This window comes from Agrobacterium sp. NPDC089420 (assembly GCF_044900305.1).
GTDB lineage: Bacteria > Pseudomonadota > Alphaproteobacteria > Rhizobiales > Rhizobiaceae > Agrobacterium.
Genome location: NZ_JBJDMY010000007.1, coordinates 252,753 through 272,763 on the forward strand (window position 1 = coordinate 252,753; position 20,011 = coordinate 272,763).

At 61.1% G+C, this 20,011-nt stretch carries 18 protein-coding genes and 1 tRNA gene; 11 read left to right on the forward strand and 8 right to left on the reverse strand.

Annotation, left to right across the window (positions count from 1 at the left end):
• Positions 1-105: 105 nt before the first annotated feature.
• Positions 106-3,027, reverse strand: coding sequence for an excinuclease ABC subunit UvrA (gene uvrA / locus ACI2KA_RS13860; RefSeq protein ID WP_404502902.1), 2,922 nt, complete (start codon positions 3,025-3,027; stop codon positions 106-108).
• Positions 3,028-3,333: 306 nt separating this feature from the next.
• Here uvrA and ACI2KA_RS13865 point away from each other — a divergent pair, with 306 nt between their 5' ends.
• The gene (locus ACI2KA_RS13865) at positions 3,334-3,873 is read left to right on the forward strand and encodes a single-stranded DNA-binding protein (RefSeq protein ID WP_404502904.1); all 540 of its coding nucleotides are present in this window, start codon (positions 3,334-3,336) and stop codon (positions 3,871-3,873) included.
• A gap of 39 nt (positions 3,874-3,912) precedes the next feature.
• A complete protein-coding gene (locus ACI2KA_RS13870) occupies positions 3,913-4,182 on the forward strand; it encodes a hypothetical protein (protein WP_404502906.1) in 270 nt (89 codons plus the stop codon).
• A 57-nt stretch (positions 4,183-4,239) separates the two neighbouring features.
• Here the strand turns inward: ACI2KA_RS13870 and ACI2KA_RS13875 are convergent, their stop codons facing one another.
• Positions 4,240-5,388, reverse strand: coding sequence for an HPP family protein (locus ACI2KA_RS13875; protein WP_404502908.1), 1,149 nt, complete (start codon positions 5,386-5,388; stop codon positions 4,240-4,242).
• A gap of 132 nt (positions 5,389-5,520) precedes the next feature.
• Positions 5,521-6,150, reverse strand: coding sequence for a MarC family protein (locus ACI2KA_RS13880; protein ID WP_404502910.1), 630 nt, complete (start codon positions 6,148-6,150; stop codon positions 5,521-5,523).
• Between the two features lie 217 nt (positions 6,151-6,367).
• Here ACI2KA_RS13880 and gyrA point away from each other — a divergent pair, with 217 nt between their 5' ends.
• Positions 6,368-9,160, forward strand: coding sequence for a DNA gyrase subunit A (gene gyrA / locus ACI2KA_RS13885; protein ID WP_404502912.1), 2,793 nt, complete (start codon positions 6,368-6,370; stop codon positions 9,158-9,160).
• A 92-nt stretch (positions 9,161-9,252) separates the two neighbouring features.
• Here the strand turns inward: gyrA and ACI2KA_RS13890 are convergent, their stop codons facing one another.
• From ACI2KA_RS13890 to ACI2KA_RS13900, 3 genes are all read right to left on the reverse strand, one after another.
• Positions 9,253-9,513 (reverse strand): hypothetical protein, encoded by a 261-nt coding sequence (locus ACI2KA_RS13890; RefSeq protein WP_404502914.1) that lies wholly within the window; start codon positions 9,511-9,513, stop codon positions 9,253-9,255.
• Between the two features lie 83 nt (positions 9,514-9,596).
• A complete protein-coding gene (locus tag ACI2KA_RS13895) occupies positions 9,597-11,075 on the reverse strand; it encodes a D-alanyl-D-alanine carboxypeptidase (protein WP_404502916.1) in 1,479 nt (492 codons plus the stop codon).
• Between the two features lie 139 nt (positions 11,076-11,214).
• Positions 11,215-11,934, reverse strand: coding sequence for a hypothetical protein (locus ACI2KA_RS13900; protein ID WP_404502917.1), 720 nt, complete (start codon positions 11,932-11,934; stop codon positions 11,215-11,217).
• A gap of 135 nt (positions 11,935-12,069) precedes the next feature.
• Here ACI2KA_RS13900 and ACI2KA_RS13905 point away from each other — a divergent pair, with 135 nt between their 5' ends.
• The 3 genes from ACI2KA_RS13905 to ACI2KA_RS13915 all read left to right on the forward strand — a co-directional run bounded on the left by ACI2KA_RS13905 (position 12,070) and on the right by ACI2KA_RS13915 (position 13,072).
• On the forward strand, positions 12,070-12,333 hold the full coding sequence (locus tag ACI2KA_RS13905) for a hypothetical protein (RefSeq protein WP_003525070.1): 264 nt from the start codon (positions 12,070-12,072) through the stop codon (positions 12,331-12,333).
• 15 nt (positions 12,334-12,348) lie between these two features.
• On the forward strand, positions 12,349-12,576 hold the full coding sequence (locus tag ACI2KA_RS13910; RefSeq protein ID WP_404502919.1) for a hypothetical protein: 228 nt from the start codon (positions 12,349-12,351) through the stop codon (positions 12,574-12,576).
• Positions 12,577-12,919: 343 nt separating this feature from the next.
• Positions 12,920-13,072, forward strand: coding sequence for a hypothetical protein (locus ACI2KA_RS13915; protein ID WP_404502921.1), 153 nt, complete (start codon positions 12,920-12,922; stop codon positions 13,070-13,072).
• Positions 13,073-13,141: 69 nt separating this feature from the next.
• On the opposite strand, the gene ACI2KA_RS13920 is transcribed toward ACI2KA_RS13915, so the two are convergent.
• Positions 13,142-13,231 (reverse strand) — tRNA-Ser (locus tag ACI2KA_RS13920).
• Positions 13,232-13,380: 149 nt separating this feature from the next.
• Positions 13,381-13,719 (reverse strand): hypothetical protein, encoded by a 339-nt coding sequence (locus ACI2KA_RS13925; protein WP_404502923.1) that lies wholly within the window; start codon positions 13,717-13,719, stop codon positions 13,381-13,383.
• 317 nt (positions 13,720-14,036) lie between these two features.
• Between ACI2KA_RS13925 and ACI2KA_RS13930 the strand changes: the two genes are divergently transcribed.
• The 5 genes from ACI2KA_RS13930 (at position 14,037) to metG (ending at position 20,008) form a co-directional block, all read left to right on the forward strand.
• Positions 14,037-15,125 carry a septal ring lytic transglycosylase RlpA family protein gene (locus ACI2KA_RS13930; RefSeq protein WP_404502925.1) on the forward strand — a complete coding sequence of 363 codons (1,089 nt, stop codon included), beginning with the start codon at positions 14,037-14,039 and terminating at the stop codon, positions 15,123-15,125.
• A 79-nt stretch (positions 15,126-15,204) separates the two neighbouring features.
• The gene (locus ACI2KA_RS13935) at positions 15,205-16,377 is read left to right on the forward strand and encodes a D-alanyl-D-alanine carboxypeptidase family protein (RefSeq protein ID WP_404502927.1); all 1,173 of its coding nucleotides are present in this window, start codon (positions 15,205-15,207) and stop codon (positions 16,375-16,377) included.
• A gap of 136 nt (positions 16,378-16,513) precedes the next feature.
• Entirely contained in the window at positions 16,514-17,188 is a 675-nt protein-coding gene (gene tmk / locus ACI2KA_RS13940; RefSeq protein ID WP_404502929.1) for a dTMP kinase, read from the forward strand.
• Positions 17,181-18,206, forward strand: coding sequence for a DNA polymerase III subunit delta' (locus tag ACI2KA_RS13945; RefSeq protein WP_404502931.1), 1,026 nt, complete (start codon positions 17,181-17,183; stop codon positions 18,204-18,206). Before tmk ends, ACI2KA_RS13945 begins: the two co-directional genes overlap by 8 nt.
• Before the next feature lie 251 nt (positions 18,207-18,457).
• The gene (gene metG, locus ACI2KA_RS13950) at positions 18,458-20,008 is read left to right on the forward strand and encodes a methionine--tRNA ligase (RefSeq protein ID WP_404502933.1); all 1,551 of its coding nucleotides are present in this window, start codon (positions 18,458-18,460) and stop codon (positions 20,006-20,008) included.
• Positions 20,009-20,011: the final 3 nt, after the last annotated feature.

Consider the following 20,011-nt stretch of genomic DNA (forward strand, 5'->3'; position numbering starts at 1 on the left):
CGTCATTCTTTGGGTGCAGCGCCCGACCGGATCCCTGGCCCCGGATCCTCGCCACAAGGGCGAGGATGACGGAGAAGTCTCCGGGGCCTTTCGGCACCCCGGCAATTATTCCGCAGCTTCCCGCTTGCCGGCCGGCCGGCGGTCGAGAAGTTCCTTCAGGAAGTGACCGGTATAGGAGCGCTCAACCTTGACGATGTCTTCCGGTGTGCCGGTCGCAACCACTTCGCCACCGCCCGTGCCGCCTTCAGGGCCGATATCGATGATCCAGTCGGCCGTCTTGATGACTTCGAGATTGTGCTCGATCACCACGACGGAATTGCCCTGTTCCACCAGCGCATGCAGCATTTCCAGGAGCTTGTTGACGTCGTGGAAATGCAGGCCGGTCGTCGGCTCGTCGAGGATATAGAGCGTGCGACCCGTCGAGCGTTTCGACAGTTCCTTGGCGAGCTTGACGCGCTGCGCCTCGCCGCCGGAGAGCGTATTGGCCTGCTGGCCGACCTTGATATAACCGAGGCCGACATCGAACAGCGATTGCAGCTTGTCGCGCACGGCCGGCACGGCGGCGAAGAATTCCACGCCTTCCTCCACCGTCATGTCCAGCACGTCGGCGATGGATTTGCCCTTGAAGGTGACGTCCAGCGTCTCGCGATTATAACGTTTGCCGTGGCAGACATCGCAGGTGACATAGACGTCGGGCAGGAAGTGCATCTCGATCTTGATGACGCCGTCGCCCTGGCAGGCCTCGCAGCGGCCGCCCTTGACGTTAAAGGAGAAACGTCCGGGCGCATAACCGCGCGCCTTTGCTTCCGGCAGGCCGGCGAACCAGTCGCGGATCGGCGTGAAGGCGCCGGTATAGGTGGCGGGGTTGGAGCGCGGCGTGCGGCCGATGGGCGACTGATCGATGTCGATCACCTTGTCGATGAATTCGAAACCGTCGATGCGGTCGTGCTCGGCCGGGATTTCGCGCGCGCCCATCACCCGGCGCGCCGCGGATTTGTAGAGCGTCTCGATCAGGAAGGTGGATTTGCCGCCGCCCGAAACGCCGGTCACGGCCGTGAAGACGCCGAGCGGCACGGCGGCCGTGACATTCTTCAGATTGTTGCCGCGTGCGCCAAATACCTTGATCTCGCGGCCCTTCTTGGGCTTGCGACGCTCCGCCGGCACGGCGACACCGAGTTCACCGGAGAGATATTTGCCGGTCAGCGATTTCGGATTGGCCATCACCTCCTGCGGCGTGCCTTCGGCGATGACCTGACCGCCGTGAATGCCGGCGGCCGGGCCGATATCCACGACGTAATCCGCCGTCAGGATGGCGTCCTCGTCATGTTCGACCACGATGACGGTATTGCCGATATCGCGCAGATGTTTCAGCGTATCGAGCAGGCGGGCATTGTCGCGCTGGTGCAGGCCGATCGATGGTTCGTCGAGAACATAAAGAACGCCCGTGAGGCCCGATCCGATCTGCGAAGCGAGCCGGATGCGCTGGCTTTCCCCGCCGGACAGCGTGCCGGAATTGCGCGACAGGCTGAGATAATCCAGCCCGACATCGTTGAGGAACCGCAGGCGTTCGCGGATTTCCTTGAGGATGCGGACCGCGATTTCGTTCTGCTTGGCGTTGAGGCTCTCCGGCAGAACCTCGAACCAGTCGCGCGCCGTGCGGATCGACATTTCGGTGACCTCACCGATATGCAGCTTGTTGATCTTGACGGCGAGCGCTTCCGGCTTCAGGCGATAACCGGCGCAGGCCGGGCAGGGGGCCGCCGACATGTAACGCTCGATTTCCTCGCGCGCCCAGGCGCTGTCGGTCTCTTTCCAGCGACGTTCCAGATTGGGCACGATGCCTTCGAAATTCTTCACCGTCTTGTAGGAACGGGCGCCGTCCTGATAGTTGAATTCGATCTTGTCGTCCGTACCCTGAAGGATGGCGTGCTGCGCGTCCCTGGACAGATCCGACCATTTGCTCGACAGCTTGAAACCGAAGGCCTTGCCGAGCGCTTCAAGCGTCTGGTTGTAATAGGGCGAGGAGGATTTGGCCCAGGGAGCGATGGCGCCGTCGCGCAGCGTGCGGGCCGGCTCCGGCACGATCAGGTTCTCATCCACCTTCTGCTGCGAGCCGAGGCCATCGCAGCTCGGGCAGGCGCCGAAGGGATTGTTGAAGGAGAACAGCCGCGGCTCGATCTCCGGAATGGTGAAGCCGGAAACCGGGCAGGCGAATTTTTCCGAAAACAGCACGCGCTCATGGGTTTCGTTGAGCGACTTGTTGGCGGAACCGCCGGCGGCGGTCTCTTCCGGCGGCAGCGGCCTGTCGGCGAATTCGGCAATTGCCAGCCCGTCGGCGAGCTTGAGGCAGGTTTCCAGACTGTCGGCGAGGCGTGCGGCCATATCCGGGCGGACAACGGCACGGTCGACCACCACGTCGATATCGTGTTTGTATTTCTTGTCGAGCGCAGGAACGTCGGCGATCTCGTAGAACTGGCCATCCACCTTGACGCGCTGGAAGCCCTTCTTCATCAGCTCGGCAAGTTCCTTCTTGTACTCGCCTTTGCGGCCGCGCACGATCGGCGCGAGGATATAAAGACGCGTGCCTTCCTCGAAAGCGAGGATGCGGTCGACCATCTGGCTGACGGTCTGACTTTCGATCGGCAGGCCTGTGGCCGGCGAATAGGGCACGCCGACACGCGCGAAGAGAAGGCGCATATAGTCGTAAATCTCGGTGACCGTGCCGACCGTGGAGCGCGGATTGCGCGAGGTGGTCTTCTGCTCGATGGAAATAGCCGGCGACAGACCGTCGATCTGGTCGACATCCGGCTTCTGCATCATTTCGAGAAACTGGCGCGCATAGGCCGAAAGGCTTTCGACATAACGGCGCTGGCCCTCGGCATAGATCGTGTCGAAGGCAAGCGACGACTTGCCCGAGCCGGAAAGCCCGGTCATGACGATCAGCTTGTTGCGCGGCAGATCGAGATCGATGCCCTTGAGATTGTGCTCGCGGGCACCACGGATGGAAATCGTCTTCAGTTCACTCATGACAAGGCTCGGACAAAATAACAGGCTTGATGGCAGCGCGTCCTTATGTAGTGACGCAGCAGGATGTGTCGAGGTCTATTCCCTATCGGTCGCAGCTTTTCGGAATGCTTGACTCGAAATCTGCGATTTAATAGAACAAAAAAGGAACGGATTGCAAGCGCGAATGTCTGCTCCCGCAGCTTAAGATTATTCTTTGTGGATAGTTCCATGCCTGCGGTGCCCTTTGCGGGCAGCCGCAGCTATTGTGTGGCGAATTTTTTGAAATGCAATTGCCGGTCATGATGGCCGGCGGGACAGGATGACGAGATGGCTGGTAGCGTAAACAAGGTAATTCTGATCGGAAACGTGGGCGCCGATCCCGAAATCCGCCGGACGCAGGATGGCCGGCCCATCGCCAATCTGCGCATCGCCACTTCGGAGACCTGGCGGGACCGCAACAGCGGCGAGCGCCGCGAAAAGACCGAATGGCATACCGTCGTGGTCTTCAACGAAGGCCTGTGCAAGGTCGTCGAGCAATATGTCAAGAAGGGCGCCAAGCTCTATATCGAAGGCCAGCTGCAGACGCGCAAATGGCAGGACCAGACCGGCAACGACCGCTACTCCACCGAAATCGTGCTGCAGGGCTTCAACTCCACGCTGACGATGCTCGACGGTCGCGGTGAAGGCGGCGGCGGCCGCAGCGGCGGCGGCGATTTCGGCGGCGGCAATGATTATGGCAGCGGCGGCGGCTCCGGTTATGGCGGCGGTTACGACCAGCAGTCCTCCTCGCGCGGCGGCTCCTCCCGTGGCGGCGGCCAGCCTTCCGGCGGCTTCTCCAACGACATGGACGACGATATCCCGTTCTGAGCGGGCGGCGAACCAATAAAAGCGTGACAGGAGACTGGCATGAATGACGAAACCGCACCGAAACAGCCGGCGAAAAGACAACCGGCGACCTGGCGCATCATCCTCGCCTTCTTCCTGGATTTCTGGACGGCGTTTTTCGCCGCCGGATTTCTTGTCGCGGCGGTTGCGGGCGGGCGCACGCCAGAGGGTTTTGCCCTGAATGGCGTGCCCGCCTTTATCGCCTTTGCGCTGATCATCGCCTATTTTGTCGTGCTCGGGCGGTTCTTCGGCGGCACGTTGTGGCAGCGTCTCCTCAAGGCGAGACGCTGATCGCGCGTCTCTGCCGGTTCTCTCCCGGGGACGCAGGCACTTCGATATCGCGACAGGCTAGGCGGCGACCTTGTCCGCCAGCATCGCGACCATGACGTCGGATTGCGAGACGATACCCACCATCTTGCCCCGGGCGTCGATCACCGGCAGATAATGCAGCCCTTCCTCCGCAAAGCGGATGATGGCTTCCTCGATCGAGGTTTCCGGCCGCACGGTTCTGACCGGCGATGTCATGATGTCCTTGACGGTATCGTTTGGCGCACTTGCGCCGGACAGGATGAGGCGCAGCCGCTGCAGGAAACCGATCGAGGGACGACCGTTTCTCCAGCTCGCCTTTTCCAGAAAATCCGTCTGGGTGACGATGCCGAGGATTTCCGCCCTGTCATTGGTGACGGGCAGCGCCTTGAAATGATGGCTGTGCATCAGCGTATGGGCGTGGCGCAGGCTGTCGTCCGGGGCGACGCCGACGACGTCGCGCGACATGACGCTTTCGCAATCGAGATGCAGCGCGCGACGCCGGTAAGATCGCAGTTCGGTTCTGCGCAGTATGGTTTCCAGCGCATCGCGGTCGATGTCGATGAACTCGTCATATTCCTTCAAGACCGCGTCCAGATCGGTGGACGAAAAGCCGATTTTCTGAATTGGAGTGGGGTCCTTGGTGCCGTGGGCCGCCTTTCCAAGCTTCAGGCCATGCGGATAGGCACGGCCGGTGGCATTGTTATAGGCGAGCGCGAGCGCAAGAAGGATCAGCGAGTTTCCGGCGACCGGCCACAGCAGGAAACCGTATCCCAGGCTGTGCACCGCGGGGCCGCCGAGAACGGCCGTCAGCGCCACCGCACCGCTTGGCGGGTGCAGGCAGCGCAGCGCCATCATGGCGGCTATGGCAAGGCTGATGGCGAGCGCGCTGGCAAGGAATATGTCCGGAACCAGCAGCGCCGCCGTCACACCCACGAAAGCCGATACGAGATTGCCGCACAGGATCGACCAGGGCTGCGCGAGCGGGCTCGAGGGCACGGCGAACAGAAGCACGGCCGAAGCGCCCATCGGCGCGATCATGGCGGGCAGGGTATGGTCGAAATGCAATGCGAGGTTGGCCAGGAGGCCGGTCAGCAGAATGCCGACAAAGGCGCCGGTCGCAGAGCGCAGCCTTTCCCTGCTGCTGACGGGTGCGGCATCCGGGATGAGGCGGCGCAGCGTGGAACGCATGGGGATAACTTTCGAATCCGGAAAAGATGCCTGTGATTTAACCGAAGCGGCGGTCGGATTTAAAGAACGGATTTTTCTCGCTTCGTGGCGGATACGGGATTTTGTTGCGCGGATATGCGATCAAACCGCGGATCAGAAAGCGAAGGCCGATTTTATGCCGTCGACCACGAATTGTACGGAAAGCGCAGCCAGCAGTACGCCGAGCAGCCGGGTCAGGATGGCGCGGCCGGTATTGCCGAGAAACCGGTCCATGCGTTCCGAAACGATCAGCGCCGCGTAGACGAGGGCCATGGCGAAAGCGAGGATCAGGATGAGGACGAGCATCTCGACGGTGGTCTTCATCGTTCCGGCAAGAAGGACGGTGGCGGAAATGGCGCCCGGTCCGGCGATCAGGGGAAGCGCCAGCGGAAAGACCGCCAGATTGTGGAGATGGTCCTTGGTGATGGCGATTTCCGAGGTCTTTTCCTTGCGTTCCTGACGCTTCTCGAAAATCATCTCGAAGGAAATCCAGAACAGCAGAAGGCCGCCGGCGATGCGGAAGGCGCCGAGCGAAATGCCGAGCAGGTTGAGGATGGCGAGGCCGAACAGGGCAAAGACGGCGAGAATGCCGAAGGCGATGATGGAACCGCGCAGCGCCACCTGCGAGCGCTGGTCACGCGTCATGCCGGCTGTCAGCGCCAGGAAAACGGGGGCGAGACCCGGCGGATCGAGCGTGACCAGAAGTGTGGTAAGCGCATTGATGAGCGTTTCGCTGCTGGCCATTCTTTCCCCATTCGTTTTGTTTTTAGGTCGGAGCCTACGCAAGTCGCCGGCACTTTGAAAGGGAGCGGCGATGCTTTTGCCGGGCTAAAGCGTGAAAAGCGGCGCTCGTCTTGCAAATGACGCAAAAGCCTGTTCAAAACTCGCCGGGAAATTGGCTTAACGTGGCTGTTTCCGCTATAAAAATCCATCCGATTCTTAACAGAGAATGTGATCCGTTTTGACTGACCAGAGCCCCCCCGGCGGCGGAAAACTTCCGCCAGGCATTGAACCGATTTCCATCATGGAGGAAATGCAGCGGTCGTATCTCGATTACGCCATGAGCGTCATCGTGTCCCGCGCGCTTCCCGATGTGCGAGACGGCCTGAAGCCGGTTCATCGCCGTATTCTCTATGGCATGTCCGAACTCGGCATCGACTGGAACAAGAAATACGTCAAATGCGCCCGCGTGACCGGGGACGTGATGGGTAAATTCCATCCGCACGGCAATGCGGCGATTTATGACGCGCTGGCGCGCATGGCGCAGGACTGGTCGCTCCGCCTGCCGCTGATCGACGGCCAGGGCAATTTCGGCTCCATCGACGGCGATCCGCCGGCGGCCGAGCGTTACACCGAATGCCGCCTGGAAAAGGCGGCGCATTCGCTGCTCGACGATCTCGACAAGGAAACGGTCGATTTCCGCGACAACTACGACGGCACGCTGCAGGAACCGGTCGTCATTCCGGCGAAGTTCCCGAACCTGCTGGTCAATGGCGCAGGCGGCATTGCCGTCGGCATGGCCACCAACATCCCGCCGCACAATCTGTCCGAGGTCATCGACGGCTGTATCGCGCTCATTGAAAATCCGGCTATCGAGTTGGCGGAACTGATGCAGATCATTCCCGGCCCGGATTTCCCGACCGGCGCGCTGATCATGGGGCGTTCCGGCATCCGCTCGGCTTACGAGACGGGGCGCGGATCGGTCATCATGCGCGGCCGCGCGACCATCGAGCCGATGCGCGGCGACCGTGAGCAGATCATCATCACCGAGGTTCCCTATCAGGTGAACAAGGCCTCGATGATCGAGAAGATGGCCGAACTGGTCAAGGAAAAGCGCATCGAAGGCATTTCCGATCTGCGCGACGAGTCCGACCGGCAGGGTTACCGCGTCGTGGTCGAGCTGAAGCGCGACGCCAATGCCGATGTCATCCTGAACCAGCTTTATCGCTATACGCCGTTGCAGACCTCATTCGGCTGCAACATGGTGGCGCTGAACGGCGGCAAGCCCGAGCAGATGACGCTGCTGGACATGCTGCGCGCCTTCGTCGCATTCCGTGAGGATGTCGTCAGCCGCCGCACCAAATATCTGCTGCGCAAGGCGCGCGAGCGTGCGCATGTGTTGGTCGGTCTCGCCATCGCCGTCGCCAATATCGACGAGGTCATCCGCGTCATCCGGCATGCGCCCGACCCGGCTTCGGCCCGCGAGGAACTGATGACGCGCCGCTGGCCGGCGCAGGATGTGGAAAGCCTGATCCGTCTCATCGACGATCCGCGCCACCGCATCAATGATGACGGCACCTACAATCTTTCCGAGGAGCAGGCGCGCGCCATTCTCGAATTGCGCCTTGCCCGCCTGACCGCGCTCGGCCGCGATGAAATCGGCGACGAGCTGAACAAGATCGGCGCGGAAATTTCCGAATATCTGGAAATCCTGTCGTCGCGCCTGCGCATCCAGCAGATCGTCAAGGACGAGCTTGGCGCCATCCGCGACGAATTCGGCACGCCGCGGCGCTCCGAGATCGTCGAGGGCGGTCCGGACATGGACGATGAAGACCTCATCGCCCGTGAAGACATGGTCGTCACCGTCTCGCATCTCGGTTATATCAAGCGCGTGCCGCTGACCACCTACCGCGCACAGCGTCGCGGCGGCAAGGGCCGTTCCGGCATGGCGACGCGCGACGAGGATTTCGTCAACCGTCTCTTCGTTGCCAACACCCATACGCCGGTGCTGTTCTTCTCCTCGCGTGGCATCGTCTACAAGGAGAAGGTCTGGCGCTTGCCGATCGGCACGCCGCAGTCGAAGGGCAAGGCTCTTATCAACATGCTGCCGCTGGAGCCCGGCGAACGCATCACCACCATCATGCCCTTGCCCGAGGACGAAAGCACCTGGGAAACGCTGGACGTGATGTTCTCGACCACGCGCGGCACGGTTCGCCGCAACAAGCTTGGCGATTTCGTGCAGGTCAACCGCAACGGCAAGATCGCCATGAAGCTGGACGAGGAGGGCGATGAAATCCTCTCCGTCGAAACCTGTACGGACCGCGACGACGTGCTGCTGACGACCGCGCTCGGCCAGTGCATCCGCTTCCCCGTGGACGATGTACGCGTCTTTGCCGGACGTAATTCGGTGGGCGTGCGCGGCATCAACATGGCCGAAGGCGACCGCATCATCTCCATGACCATTGTCGGCCATGTGGAAGCTGAGCCGTGGGAGCGTGCTGCCTACCTCAAGCGTTCGGCGGCCGAACGGCGTGCCGCTGGCGTTGACGAGGAAGACATCGCGCTCGTCGGCGAGGAAGTGACGGAGGAGGGCGAACTCGGCGAGGAGCGTTATCAGGAGCTGAAGGCACGCGAAGAATTCGTGCTGACGGTTTCGGTGAAGGGCTTCGGCAAGCGCTCGTCTTCCTATGATTTCCGCACATCGGGCCGCGGCGGCAAGGGCATCCGTGCCACCGACACCTCCAAGACAGCCGAGATTGGCGAGCTGGTGGCGGCGTTCCCCGTGGACGAAGGCGACCAGATCATGCTGGTTTCCGATGGCGGCCAGCTCATCCGCGTGCCGGTGAACGGCATCCGCATCGCCAGCCGCGCCACCAAGGGCGTCACCATCTTCTCCACCGCCAAGGATGAGAAGGTGGTCTCCGTGGAGCGCATCAACGAGCCCGAGGGCGACGATGATGCGGAAAACGGCAATGGCGAAGAGGCGGATGGCCATCTGCCGGATGCGCCTGAGGCACCGGAGAGCGAGGCGTAAGCCGCCCCGCTGCCGTTTCTGCCTATCAACGAAAACCCCGCGGTGCACAGGCACCGCGGGGTTTTTCTTTGGCTGTTCTCTTTGCTGGTCCTTTACCGGATGCGCATATGGATCGGCGCGCGTCCGGAACGGTGGGCGACGTGAAGATGGATGCTTGCTTCCGGCTGATTGGCGCGCCAGGCGCGGGCGCCGTGCGACAGAAGCAGCGCCACGAGATCGCGCGTTTTTGCCTTGGAACGGTTGAGACCGAGATCGGCGATGCGCATCGCCGCCTCGTGAATGGGATGCAGAACCGACAGGCTGCCTTGCCCGTTGCCAGACGCAATGTCCGAATAATTCTCGTTGACTGCCATCTTGGAAAGCCTCGCTACACATTACACAATTCGAGGAGACAGGCGATGTTCCGGCAAGGAAGCACCGCCTGCGGAAACGCCTGTTACTGGAGTGACGCCCAGCAGCTTACGCCTTTCTTTTTCAATGCATTACATGCATTTACCGCGGCATTCTGGCCATCGAAGCCGCCGAAACGGGCGCGGTAGATCTGGGAGCCGTCCTTGCTGAAGGCGACCGTGAAGGGTTTTGCGGAACGCAGAGCCGCACCGCCTTTTTCCTGGGCGTTCTGCAACAGGCCGCGGGCGGAGTTCTCATCCGGCGATGCGCCGATCTGGATCACCCAGCCACCCTGCGGAGCCTCGGACTTGGCCGAAACCGAAGGGGAGGCGACGGAGGCGGTGACGATATTGTCCACCTTGGTCGAATTGGTGATCAGCTTGCGGTCTGGCGGGACCGGCGCCTGAACAACCGGGTCCTTGCCCTTCTGCCAGGTCGCGGCTTCCATGGCTTTTACCGCGGCATTGGAGGATGACGGGGCAAAGGCCGTGACCGGGGCTTCCTCATAACGGGCCTGCGGTACGGGGCCGGCATGCGGCAGACCGGAATCGGCGGCTGCAACTGCGGCGGAAGGAACGGCGGCCGCCACGGCGACCGGTTCTTCGATCGGCGCAGACCGCGTCTGTGCGATCAGGTTGCTGTTGCCGCCGCGGGAAGCCTGCGGCAGATAGGTTGCGACCAGCTTGCGCATGGTGGCGTCACGGGCGGCGCTGGAGCGGCCGCCAAGGACGACGGCGACGATGGACCGGCCATCGACCTGCGCGGACGTGGCAAGATTGCTGCCGGCCGCACGGGTGTAACCGGTCTTGATGCCATCCACGCCCCTGACGGTTCCGACGAGGCGATTGTGGTTACCGATAACCTGCTTGCCGAAATTGAAGGTCCGGGTGGAGAAATAGCCGTAATATTGCGGATAATGCTGGCGAAGGGCGATGCCGAGGCGGGCCTGGTCGCGGGCCGTCGTCATCTGCGCCGTGTTGGGCAGGCCGTTGGCGTTGCGATAGGTCGTGCGCGTCATGCCGAGTGCACGGGCCTTGGCGGTCATCATTCTGGCGAAACGGTCTTCCGAACCGCCGAGATATTCACCGAGCGCCGTCGCCATATCGTTGGCGGAGCGGGTGACGAGCGCCAGGATCGCCTGCTCGACGGTGATGCTGCCACCGGCGCGCACACCAAGCTTGGATGGCGGCTCCTTGGCGGCATTGGCCGACACCGGCACCTTCGAATCCAGCGATATGCGGCCGGAACTCAGCGCCTCGAATGTCAGATAAAGCGTCATCATCTTCGTCAGCGAAGCGGGATAACGCAAGCCGTCGGGATCTTCGCCGTAAAGGACCTTGCCGGTCTTGGCGTCGATGACGATGCCCGCATATTTCGGATCGGCCTGCGCCGTACCAACGGATGTTGCGGTTATGAACGCCGCAGCAAGGGTCAACGCAAGAAACCTTACAAAAGACGTCGCACCCGCCTTGCGCGAATGTGCCCCAGATAGACTTTTCAACACTGCTGAACTCTTCAATCGCATATTTCTATTCCGCTCGGACACGCCCCGCCCGATTGCTCCGGGAAGAAACTTTATCGGGATGGCGTTACCAAGTGGTTTATGAAAGGTATCTGCCTCCCATAAAATGCGACTTTTGGCGCGCAATCTGTGCCATGGCGTTTCACGGATTTTCGTCTTTTACGAGGCGCTGCGTGACATAGGCCTTCACATCCGCGTCGAGCTTCCGCCATTGCGGCAGCAGGTTTGCGGAAAACCGGTAAAACAGGTTGAGATCCTGACCGACGTGGATATCCCGCTGGCAGTCGCTGCCCGTTGTCTCCTCGGGCTTTTGCGGCAACAGGCAGCGCACCGCATAGTCGCTGTCGCCCGCACGCGGTCCCGTTAATATGACCTCCCGGCCGTAGCCCGAATCCGCCCGCAGGCGGTGCAGCAGCAGGTCGTGTTTCAGGTGCACCGGTTCACCCTCGGTCAATCGCGAATAGATCGGGCCGAAGCGGCCTGACATATCCTCGGACATGGTGCTTTGTGACAGCTGAATGAAAATCAGTCCCGTGGCGCGGGCCGGATCGTCGAAGATTGCGCGATTCGCGTCCTCATATCCCTGGAGGTCGGGCCAGGTCAGATACAGGTCCACCCGTTCGCGTTCGCCGCCCTGGCGGTCGGAGGGCATGCGCAGCGTATTTTTTGCGAGTTTCAGCCGGTCATTGCCGATGACGATGTTCACCTCGTCTTTGGCTGTTGTGTGGCCCGACTGGAGAATGCGTTCGCCGTACCATTTGATGCCGGCATTGAGCGCGGCGAGGACGACAAGAAGACTTCCGGCGGCCACGGCTGCGCGGCGTATGAGGGACGATGAAAATAGGGGGCTTTCGTTCTGCATGGGCCTCCCGATTCACTCCTGCGGCAATGCGGTTTCCGGGCTGGAAATGGGCTGACAAAGCTTTAACCTGCGGCGATCGCCATTGAAATGATGTTTTGCCGCTGTTACCTGATAGGGGCAAGCAAAGGACGGCATATGGCAGCGCGCGACAGATATTCCCGGAAACTCGAATGTTCCAAATGCGGCCATCAGGGTTTCGCCGAGGCATCGGAATCGGATGACAAGAGCCGTCGCGACGTTGATTTTCGTATCGATGAGATGCCGCGCGGGTTTCGCGCGGAACGGGCCTCGGGTGATCCGACCGATTTCATGATCCGCTGCGCCCAATGCGGCAATATATTCCGCTTCCTGCAGAAAACCGCCTATGCGCCGGGAGGCGAACCGCGCGTCAAGGCCTGAACGGAAGGTGACGGCATGACTTTACCGCAACAACCGAACGGTGAGCCGCAACGGCGCAAGCCGATCTGGCCATGGATCGTGCTGCTGGTGCTGACGCTTTGCGCCATCTATTCCTACAATCGCGCGAACGAAATCATCGCCGAATTGTCTGACACCTTGCCGCCCGCCCTGCTGAACCTGTTTGAGGATATTCTGCGGGGTGACGGCCGCCACGGCAATGGCGGGCCGGGCATCGGCGTCTGAGGCAAGGGCGTCGCAGCGGGGCGCGCTGACCTTTCGTCGGCACCTCGTCTTCCGTGACCCTAAAAGAAAAAAGCCCCGCAAACAGGCGGGGCAGGTTGATCGCTCGGGGAAAGTTGGGCAATGCCCGGGAGCGATGGCTTGATATAAGTGACAATAATGCTGACGCGATAGGCCACTTCCGTCCCAAACAGTACGCCTATGCATAAATTTCGCTCAATCCGCAGTTTTTTGAACGATGAGTTGGGCGAATCTGTAAGACAACTTGACAGACTTTTGGGTTATTCTTCGCATTGCCTCGAATTGCACATATTCGCCTTTAACATAACGTGACATGAGCAGACGCATGGATAAATCGGGAATCCTCTTCGTGGCGCTTTTGCTGGTGCTTGTCGCAATCGTATTAAGCCTGACGCTGTTCGATACGGCGCAGCAGGTTCCGTCGATTCCGTCGGGGGACGGATCGCTGCTGCCGCCGGCAACCAACAAGGGTCAGTGATCTGCTGGCCATACAGGGCAAGCGACGCATCGCTCGTTGCGGCACCTTCGAATCATCTTTTCAGGAAAATGGCAGATGGGGTGGGATTCGAACCCACGGTACGCTCTCACGCACGCCGGTTTTCAAGACCGGTTCCTTAAACCACTCGGACACCCATCCTTGGTGGTGAGGCTTTATAGCGGTTTGAAAAAAGCCGTCAATCCCGCTGCGCGAGGGATGTTTTGGCCGATTTGTTCGGCATCTGTCACGGAGGAAGATCGGCACGAAAGAGAACCCGCCTCGCGGCGGGTTCCTGGTAACCGATCCAGTCAGATTTCCGGGCAGCCCCGTTCATTCGCAAAGGTGATGCGGTCTGGTCCCCGGCGTGTGAAGCCTTCTACGACGACGCGGCCCGGGGTGACGCGAACGACCTCGGGATCGCGCAGGCCGGCCTCTCGCGCAGCTGCGCGCGCTTCGCGCTCGCTGCACCCGCGCATGCGGGGCGGGCCGCGGCGGTCTGTGTCCCGGTCGCGATCACGGATGACCGGGCGAACGCCGTCGGGGCCGATTCTGAGCTCCATATCCTGTGCGCCGGCGGGGATCGGTGCGGCGAAGGATACGAGGGCGATGCCGATCGCCAGGCCTGTGGTTTTCATGAACTTGATCATATTTCCTCCCTCAGCCGAAACCGGCGGAAAGCTCGATTGTTTGCGGGGAGAGAACGCGGTCGCCGTCCGTTTGTTCCTTGAGGATGCGGCCGGTAAGAAAGGGCAAGGCGGATAAATCCGGCCCTACAGACGGGCGCAAAAGATAGAAATCATTAACCACGTTCATTACAATTTTATCGAATTTGCAGAAGTCGTTCGCATTTTCGCCACGTTATGCACAAGATTAAGCGACTGTTAGGTGCTTCGATGGCAGGGGCAATAATCGAGGCAAGTGAGGGTGCGGTTCTCCGACCCAATAGCAGCGTGGGGCAGACGATTTGAATTCGGCGGTCAAGAAACTCGGCATCAGCACCAGATCGGGTGCGAAGTGGCTTGCAATTTCCGTGCTTTGCGCCGCAACGGCATCGTGTTCCACCACCTCCGAGACCAAGCCTAAGCCCAAGCGCAGCAAGGAATATTTTTCCGAATCCGAATATGGCGTGAAGGCAAGCCCGCGGGTGGCCGACGGCAAGAGCATCCCCAAGGGCGGCGGGCGCGAGCTGATCGGCAATGCCTATACCGTCAAGGGTCGCCGTTATTTTCCGAAAGAAGAGCCGGGCTACAACAAGGTCGGTCTTGCTTCCTGGTACGGTTCCGCCTTCCACGGCCGTCTGACGGCCAATGGCGAGGTTTACGACAAGGAACATCTTTCCGCCGCACATCCGACATTTCCCCTGCCGAGCTATGCGCGCATCACCAATATGGAAAATGGCGCGTCGGTTCTGGTGCGCGTCAACGATCGCGGACCGTTCCACGAAGGCCGCCTGATCGACGTTTCCAGCAAGACGGCCGATCTTCTCGATATGAAGGCGACGGGCACGGCCAATGTGCGGGTGCAATATGCCGGCCGCGCGCCGCTCGACGGTCACGATATGCCTTATCTGATGGCCTCCTATATTCCGAAGGGTTCGCGTTCGCCGGGCGTAGCGCCCGAAGGGCAGATCGCCACGGGCGTGATGGTGGCTTCGGCCTCGCCGAATTTCGTGCCGGCGCCCGCTTCCAACCCCAACTATGGCGGCTCCACCCAGACGGCGCTCGTCGGTTCCAAGAAGAATGCGGCGCTTCAGGCCATGCCGCTGGTCAATGGCCCGGCGCCGGCTTTCGAGCAATTCGCGATCCTGCCGGAAATCGGTCCGTTCCTGGCCGAGCGTCCGGAAGGCAATTTCCTGCGTGCGCCGGCGGCACCCGGCGGCAATTATCTGCGCGTACCGACCCCGTCCTCCAAATATGCGGCCGCCTATTCGGAAGAATCGGCTACAGTATCGAAGACCGCGCACGCCTTCGACAGCGTGCTCGTCGATCGTGGCGCGCTCAACGAGCAATCGATACTCGCCCATGTGAAGCGTCAGCAGGCGAAGTCGCGCTGACGGATTGAAGGATACGGCTGCGGCCCCTCGCTTTCACCGTGGGCAACCGGTTGCAGCAGGCAGGACTTGGGGCGGTTTCATGCGCAGGGCCATTCATCGCTCCTATCGTTTCGTTATCGCGGCGGCTGCCCTTGCGTTTTTAAACGCGGCGACGGCGCAATCGCAGACCGCGCCTTTCATCGCCAAGGCCGAACAGGCCTATATGATCGATGCCGAGACCGGCACGGTGCTGCTTTCGCAAAATGAGGACCAGCCCTTTCCACCCGCTTCGCTTGCCAAGCTGATGACGGTGGAGGTGGTGCTGGATGCCTTGTCCAAGGGGCAGGTGATGCCCGAGACCGGCTATCCCGTCTCGGAATATGCCTGGCGGACGGGCGGTGCACCCTCAAGAACCTCGACCATGTTTGCGGCGCTGAAATCCTCCGTCAGCGTCAACGATCTTTTGACCGGCATCATCGTGCAGAACGCCAATGACGGCTGCATCATCATCGCCGAAGGCATGGCCGGGTCCGACCCCGCCTTCGCCAAGCGCATGACGGCCAGGGCCGGCGAACTCGGCATGGGCAGCAGCGCCTTCAGCAATTCCACCGGGCTTCCCGATCCGGGCAACAGGACGACCGCCAGGGACATGGTGCGCCTTGCCCAGCATCTGCACGACACCTATCCCGACCGCTACGGGCTTTTCACCAGGCCGGATTTCGAATGGAACCGGATTTTCCAGCGTAACAAGAACACGCTGCTGGTGCCGGGCAGCGGCATAGACGGCCTCGGGCTCGGTTTTGCCGAAGGCAGCGGTTTTGCCGCCGTCGTTTCGGCAGAGCGGGAGGGACGGCGGGTCTATCTGGCGCTCGCCGGCATATCCGACGACAAGACACGGCAGGAAGAAGCCCGTCGCGTGGTGGATTGGGGTCTGACGGCCTTTGAAAAACGTCACCTTTTCAGCAAGGATGAGGTGGTCGGCTCGGTCAGCGTTTATGGCGGCGACGCCTCCTATGTCGATCTTTCGCCAAAGGAAGATGTCAGCGTGCTGGTGCCGGTCAATACTGCGGAGCGTATTTCGGGGCGGATCGTCTATCGCTGGCCTTTGAACGCGCCGCTGGACGCCGGCGCCAATGCGGGAACGCTCAAGGTCTTTTCGGGAGAGCGGTTGCTGCGGGAAGTGCCGCTTTATACCAAGGGCACGGTCGGCAAGGGTTCGCTCAGCCAGAATGCGGCGGGCGCGCTTAAGGAATTGCTGCTGTTCTGGCTCTGACAGTCCACGCTTTGGCCACCTTCCTCCTATGCTTTTGTTCAGACGCCGGATTTTCTGAAAAGCGCTTCACACTTTTTGGTTCGATGCTGTAAACAGGCATTTCAATATTGACGTGAATTCCTCGCAGGACGTGACATTGGCCGAAAAGACTGGATTGTTCATCAGCTTCGAAGGCGGCGAGGGCGCCGGCAAGTCGACACAGATTCGCACGCTTGCCGAGGCGCTGCGCGGCCGCGGCTTCACCGTCGTCGTGACGCGAGAGCCGGGCGGTTCGCCGGGGGCGGAGGCCGTCCGGCACGTGATTTTGTCGGGCGCGGCGGAATCCTTCGGTGTGCGCATGGAGGCGATCCTGTTTGCGGCGGCGCGCAACGACCATGTGGAGGAGGTCATTCGCCCGGCGCTCGCGCGCGGCGAGATCGTGCTTTGCGACCGTTTTCTTGATTCTTCCCGTGTCTATCAGGGCACGACCGGCAATCTGGAGCCGGATTTCATCGAAACGCTGCAACGTATCGCCATTGACGGCGTCGTGCCGGAGCTGACGCTGATCTTCGATATCGCCGCCGAAAAGGGGCTGGCGCGTGCCCGTAAACGCGCGGATGAGGGGGCGGCGCCCGACCGTTTCGAAAAAGAGGAAATCGAAACCCACGAGAAGCGGCGGGAAGCCTATCTCGATATTGCGCTTGCCGAACCGCGTCGCTGTCGGATCGTCAATGCCGACCAGCCGCAAGAGAAGGTGGCGGAGGACGTGATGTCCTTTGTCGAGCCCTTGCTGGAACGGTTGCACACTGCGGCGGGCGCGGCGCATGAGTGAGGGTCAGGGCGTTCTCGACGGTGCGATTGCACCGCAGCAGAACACGAAGCTTTTCGGGCATGGGGAGGCGGAGGCGTTTCTTGCCCAATCCTATCGTTCCGGCAAGGGGCACCACGCCATTCTGATCGAGGGGCCGGAGGGGATCGGCAAGGCGACGCTGGCCTTCCGGTTCGCCAACCACGTCCTCAGCCATCCCGACCCGGCATCCGCGCCGGATTTCCTTGCCGATGCCGACCCGCAATCCCTCGTCAGCCGGCAGATCACCGCCGGGGCCTCGCACAATCTGCTGCATCTGACCCGTCCCGTGGATGAAAAGACCGGCCGGGTGAAATCGGCCATCACCGTGGATGAGGTGCGGCGGGCAGGGCACTTCTTGTCGCAGACATCAGGCACCGGCAACTGGCGGATCGTCATCATCGATCCCGCCGACGATCTCAACCGCAATGCGGCGAATGCCATTCTGAAAATACTGGAGGAGCCGCCGAAACGGGCGATGTTCCTCGTTCTGTCGCACGCGCCGGGAAAATTGCTGCCGACCATCCGCTCGCGCTGCATGCCGCTCCGGCTGCTGCAGCTTTCCGATGCGGCCATGGTGCAAGCGCTCGATCATCTCGGCATCAGCCCCGACGGTGAAAAGCGCGACGCCCTGCTTGCCGCTTCCAAGGGCAGCGTGGCGCAGGCGCTGAAGCTGATGAATTACGGCGGTTCCGACATTGTCGAGGCCTTTGCCGAGGTCATGGCTGCCGAGGGGCCGGGAGCGCGCAAGCGGATGCACAAGCTCGCCGAGGTTCTGGCGCAGAAGGATGGCGACATCGTCCTCGGCTTCTTCATGGAGCATGTGACGGAAGAGTTGATGGCGCGGGCGCGGGCGGCGGCCATGGCCGGCGATATCGCGGCGGCGGAAAAACATGCGCGGCTTTCTTCCACACTCTCCGAACGCATCACGGTGGCGCAGGCTTATAATCTCGACAAGAAGCAGATGGTGCTTTCCATTCTGGAAGATATTCGCGGCGTGTGAGCGCTGGGGATTGTAGGGAAGGCGCTCTCCCCATTGGGAAGGTCTTGGACTGCCTCCGTCACCCTCGGGCTTGACGCGAGGATTCACAACCCGTTGAAATCAATGGATCCTCGGGTCAAGCCCGAGGATGACGTCAGTGTGATGCGATCAACCTCACTGTACGAAAATCATACTCTTTCGCTTTCGCTGCTGCGAACAATGGTTTAAGAGCGGTCTATCCAAAAAACAGCCTGTAAAGTCGATCGACCGTCATGACAGACAAGACACCATTCTACATCACCACAGCGATCTCCTATCCCAACGGCAAGCCGCATATCGGCCATGCCTATGAGCTGATTGCGACGGACGCCATGGCACGTTTCCAGCGCCTGGACGGAATGGATGTTTTCTTCCTGACGGGCACCGACGAACACGGCCAGAAGATGCAGCAGACGGCGCGGGCGGAAGGCATTTCGCCGGAAGAACTGGCGGAGCGCAATTCCGACCAGTTCCGCGCGATGGGCAAGCTGCTCAACGCCTCGAACGACGATTTCATCCGCACCACGGAAGAACGTCACCACGAGACCTCGCGCAATATCTGGAACCTGATGGCCGATAGCGGCGACATCTACAAGGACAGCTATGCCGGCTGGTATTCCGTGCGCGACGAGGCCTATTACGGCGAAGACGAGACGGACGTGCGCGCCGATGGTGTCCGTTACGGGCCGCAGGGTACGCCGGTGGAATGGGTGGAAGAGGAAAGCTACTTCTTCAAGCTCTCCGAATATCAGGACAAGCTGCTGAAGCTCTATGAGGACAATCCCGATTTCATCGGCCCGGCCGAAAGGCGCAACGAGATCATCTCCTTCGTCAAATCCGGCCTGAAGGACCTGTCGATTTCGCGCACCACCTTCGACTGGGGCATCAAGGTTCCGAACGATCCGAAACATGTGATGTATGTCTGGGTCGATGCGCTGACCAACTACATCACGGCCACGGGTTACATCGAAGACAGGAACGGCCCGCGCGCGAAATACTGGCCTGCCGACGTGCATATCATCGGCAAGGACATCATCCGCTTCCACGCGGTCTACTGGCCTGCCTTCCTGATGAGCGCGAAGCTGCCGCTGCCCAAGCGGGTCTATGCGCATGGCTTCCTGCTCAACAAGGGCGAGAAGATGTCGAAGTCGCTCGGCAACGTCGTCGATCCGGCCAATCTGGTCAATCATTTCGGCCTCGATCAGGTCCGCTATTTCTTCCTGCGCGAAGTCTCCTTCGGCCAGGACGGCAGCTATAGCGAAGAGGGCATCGCCACGCGCATCAATGCCGATCTTGCCAATGGCATCGGCAATCTCGCCAGCCGTTCGCTGTCGATGATCGTCAAGAACTGCGACGGCCAGATTCCGACGCCCGGTGAGTTCACCGAAGAAGACAAGGCGATGCTTGGCTCCGCCGACGGGCTGCTTTCGATCTGCCGTGAGGAGATGGGCAAGCAGCTCATCCACCGCGCGCTTGCCGCCATCATCGCCGTCGTCTCGGAAACCGACCGCTATTTCGCCTCGCAGGAGCCCTGGGCGCTGAAGAAGACCGATCCGGAGCGCATGGGCACCGTGCTTTACGTCACGGCGGAAGTGGTGCGGCAGATCGGTATTCTGTTGCAGCCCTTCATGCCGGCATCCTGCGAAAAGCTGCTCGATCTCGTCGCGGCGCCTGCCGATAGCAGAGATTTCGCGGCTTTGGGCGAGGCGGGTCGTCTGGTTCCGGGCACGCCGCTGGAAGCACCCAAGCCGGTCTTCCCGCGTTACGTCGCACCGGAAGCGTGAAGG

Excerpts from the sequence above, each read along its gene's own strand:
- uvrA (WP_404502902.1), bottom strand. The coding sequence starts at position 3,027 with ATGAGTGAACTGAAGACGATTTCCATCCGTGGTGCCCGCGAGCACAAT.
- ACI2KA_RS13865 (WP_404502904.1), top strand. The coding sequence starts at position 3,334 with ATGGCTGGTAGCGTAAACAAGGTAATTCTGATCGGAAACGTGGGCGCC.
- ACI2KA_RS13870 (WP_404502906.1), top strand. The coding sequence starts at position 3,913 with ATGAATGACGAAACCGCACCGAAACAGCCGGCGAAAAGACAACCGGCG.
- ACI2KA_RS13875 (WP_404502908.1), bottom strand. The coding sequence starts at position 5,388 with ATGCGTTCCACGCTGCGCCGCCTCATCCCGGATGCCGCACCCGTCAGC.
- ACI2KA_RS13880 (WP_404502910.1), bottom strand. The coding sequence starts at position 6,150 with ATGGCCAGCAGCGAAACGCTCATCAATGCGCTTACCACACTTCTGGTC.
- ACI2KA_RS13890 (WP_404502914.1), bottom strand. The coding sequence starts at position 9,513 with ATGGCAGTCAACGAGAATTATTCGGACATTGCGTCTGGCAACGGGCAA.
- ACI2KA_RS13895 (WP_404502916.1), bottom strand. The coding sequence starts at position 11,075 with ATGCGATTGAAGAGTTCAGCAGTGTTGAAAAGTCTATCTGGGGCACAT.
- ACI2KA_RS13900 (WP_404502917.1), bottom strand. The coding sequence starts at position 11,934 with ATGCAGAACGAAAGCCCCCTATTTTCATCGTCCCTCATACGCCGCGCA.
- ACI2KA_RS13905 (WP_003525070.1), top strand. The coding sequence starts at position 12,070 with ATGGCAGCGCGCGACAGATATTCCCGGAAACTCGAATGTTCCAAATGC.
- ACI2KA_RS13910 (WP_404502919.1), top strand. The coding sequence starts at position 12,349 with ATGACTTTACCGCAACAACCGAACGGTGAGCCGCAACGGCGCAAGCCG.
- ACI2KA_RS13915 (WP_404502921.1), top strand. The coding sequence starts at position 12,920 with ATGGATAAATCGGGAATCCTCTTCGTGGCGCTTTTGCTGGTGCTTGTC.
- ACI2KA_RS13925 (WP_404502923.1), bottom strand. The coding sequence starts at position 13,719 with ATGATCAAGTTCATGAAAACCACAGGCCTGGCGATCGGCATCGCCCTC.
- ACI2KA_RS13935 (WP_404502927.1), top strand. The coding sequence starts at position 15,205 with ATGCGCAGGGCCATTCATCGCTCCTATCGTTTCGTTATCGCGGCGGCT.
- ACI2KA_RS13945 (WP_404502931.1), top strand. The coding sequence starts at position 17,181 with ATGAGTGAGGGTCAGGGCGTTCTCGACGGTGCGATTGCACCGCAGCAG.
- metG (WP_404502933.1), top strand. The coding sequence starts at position 18,458 with ATGACAGACAAGACACCATTCTACATCACCACAGCGATCTCCTATCCC.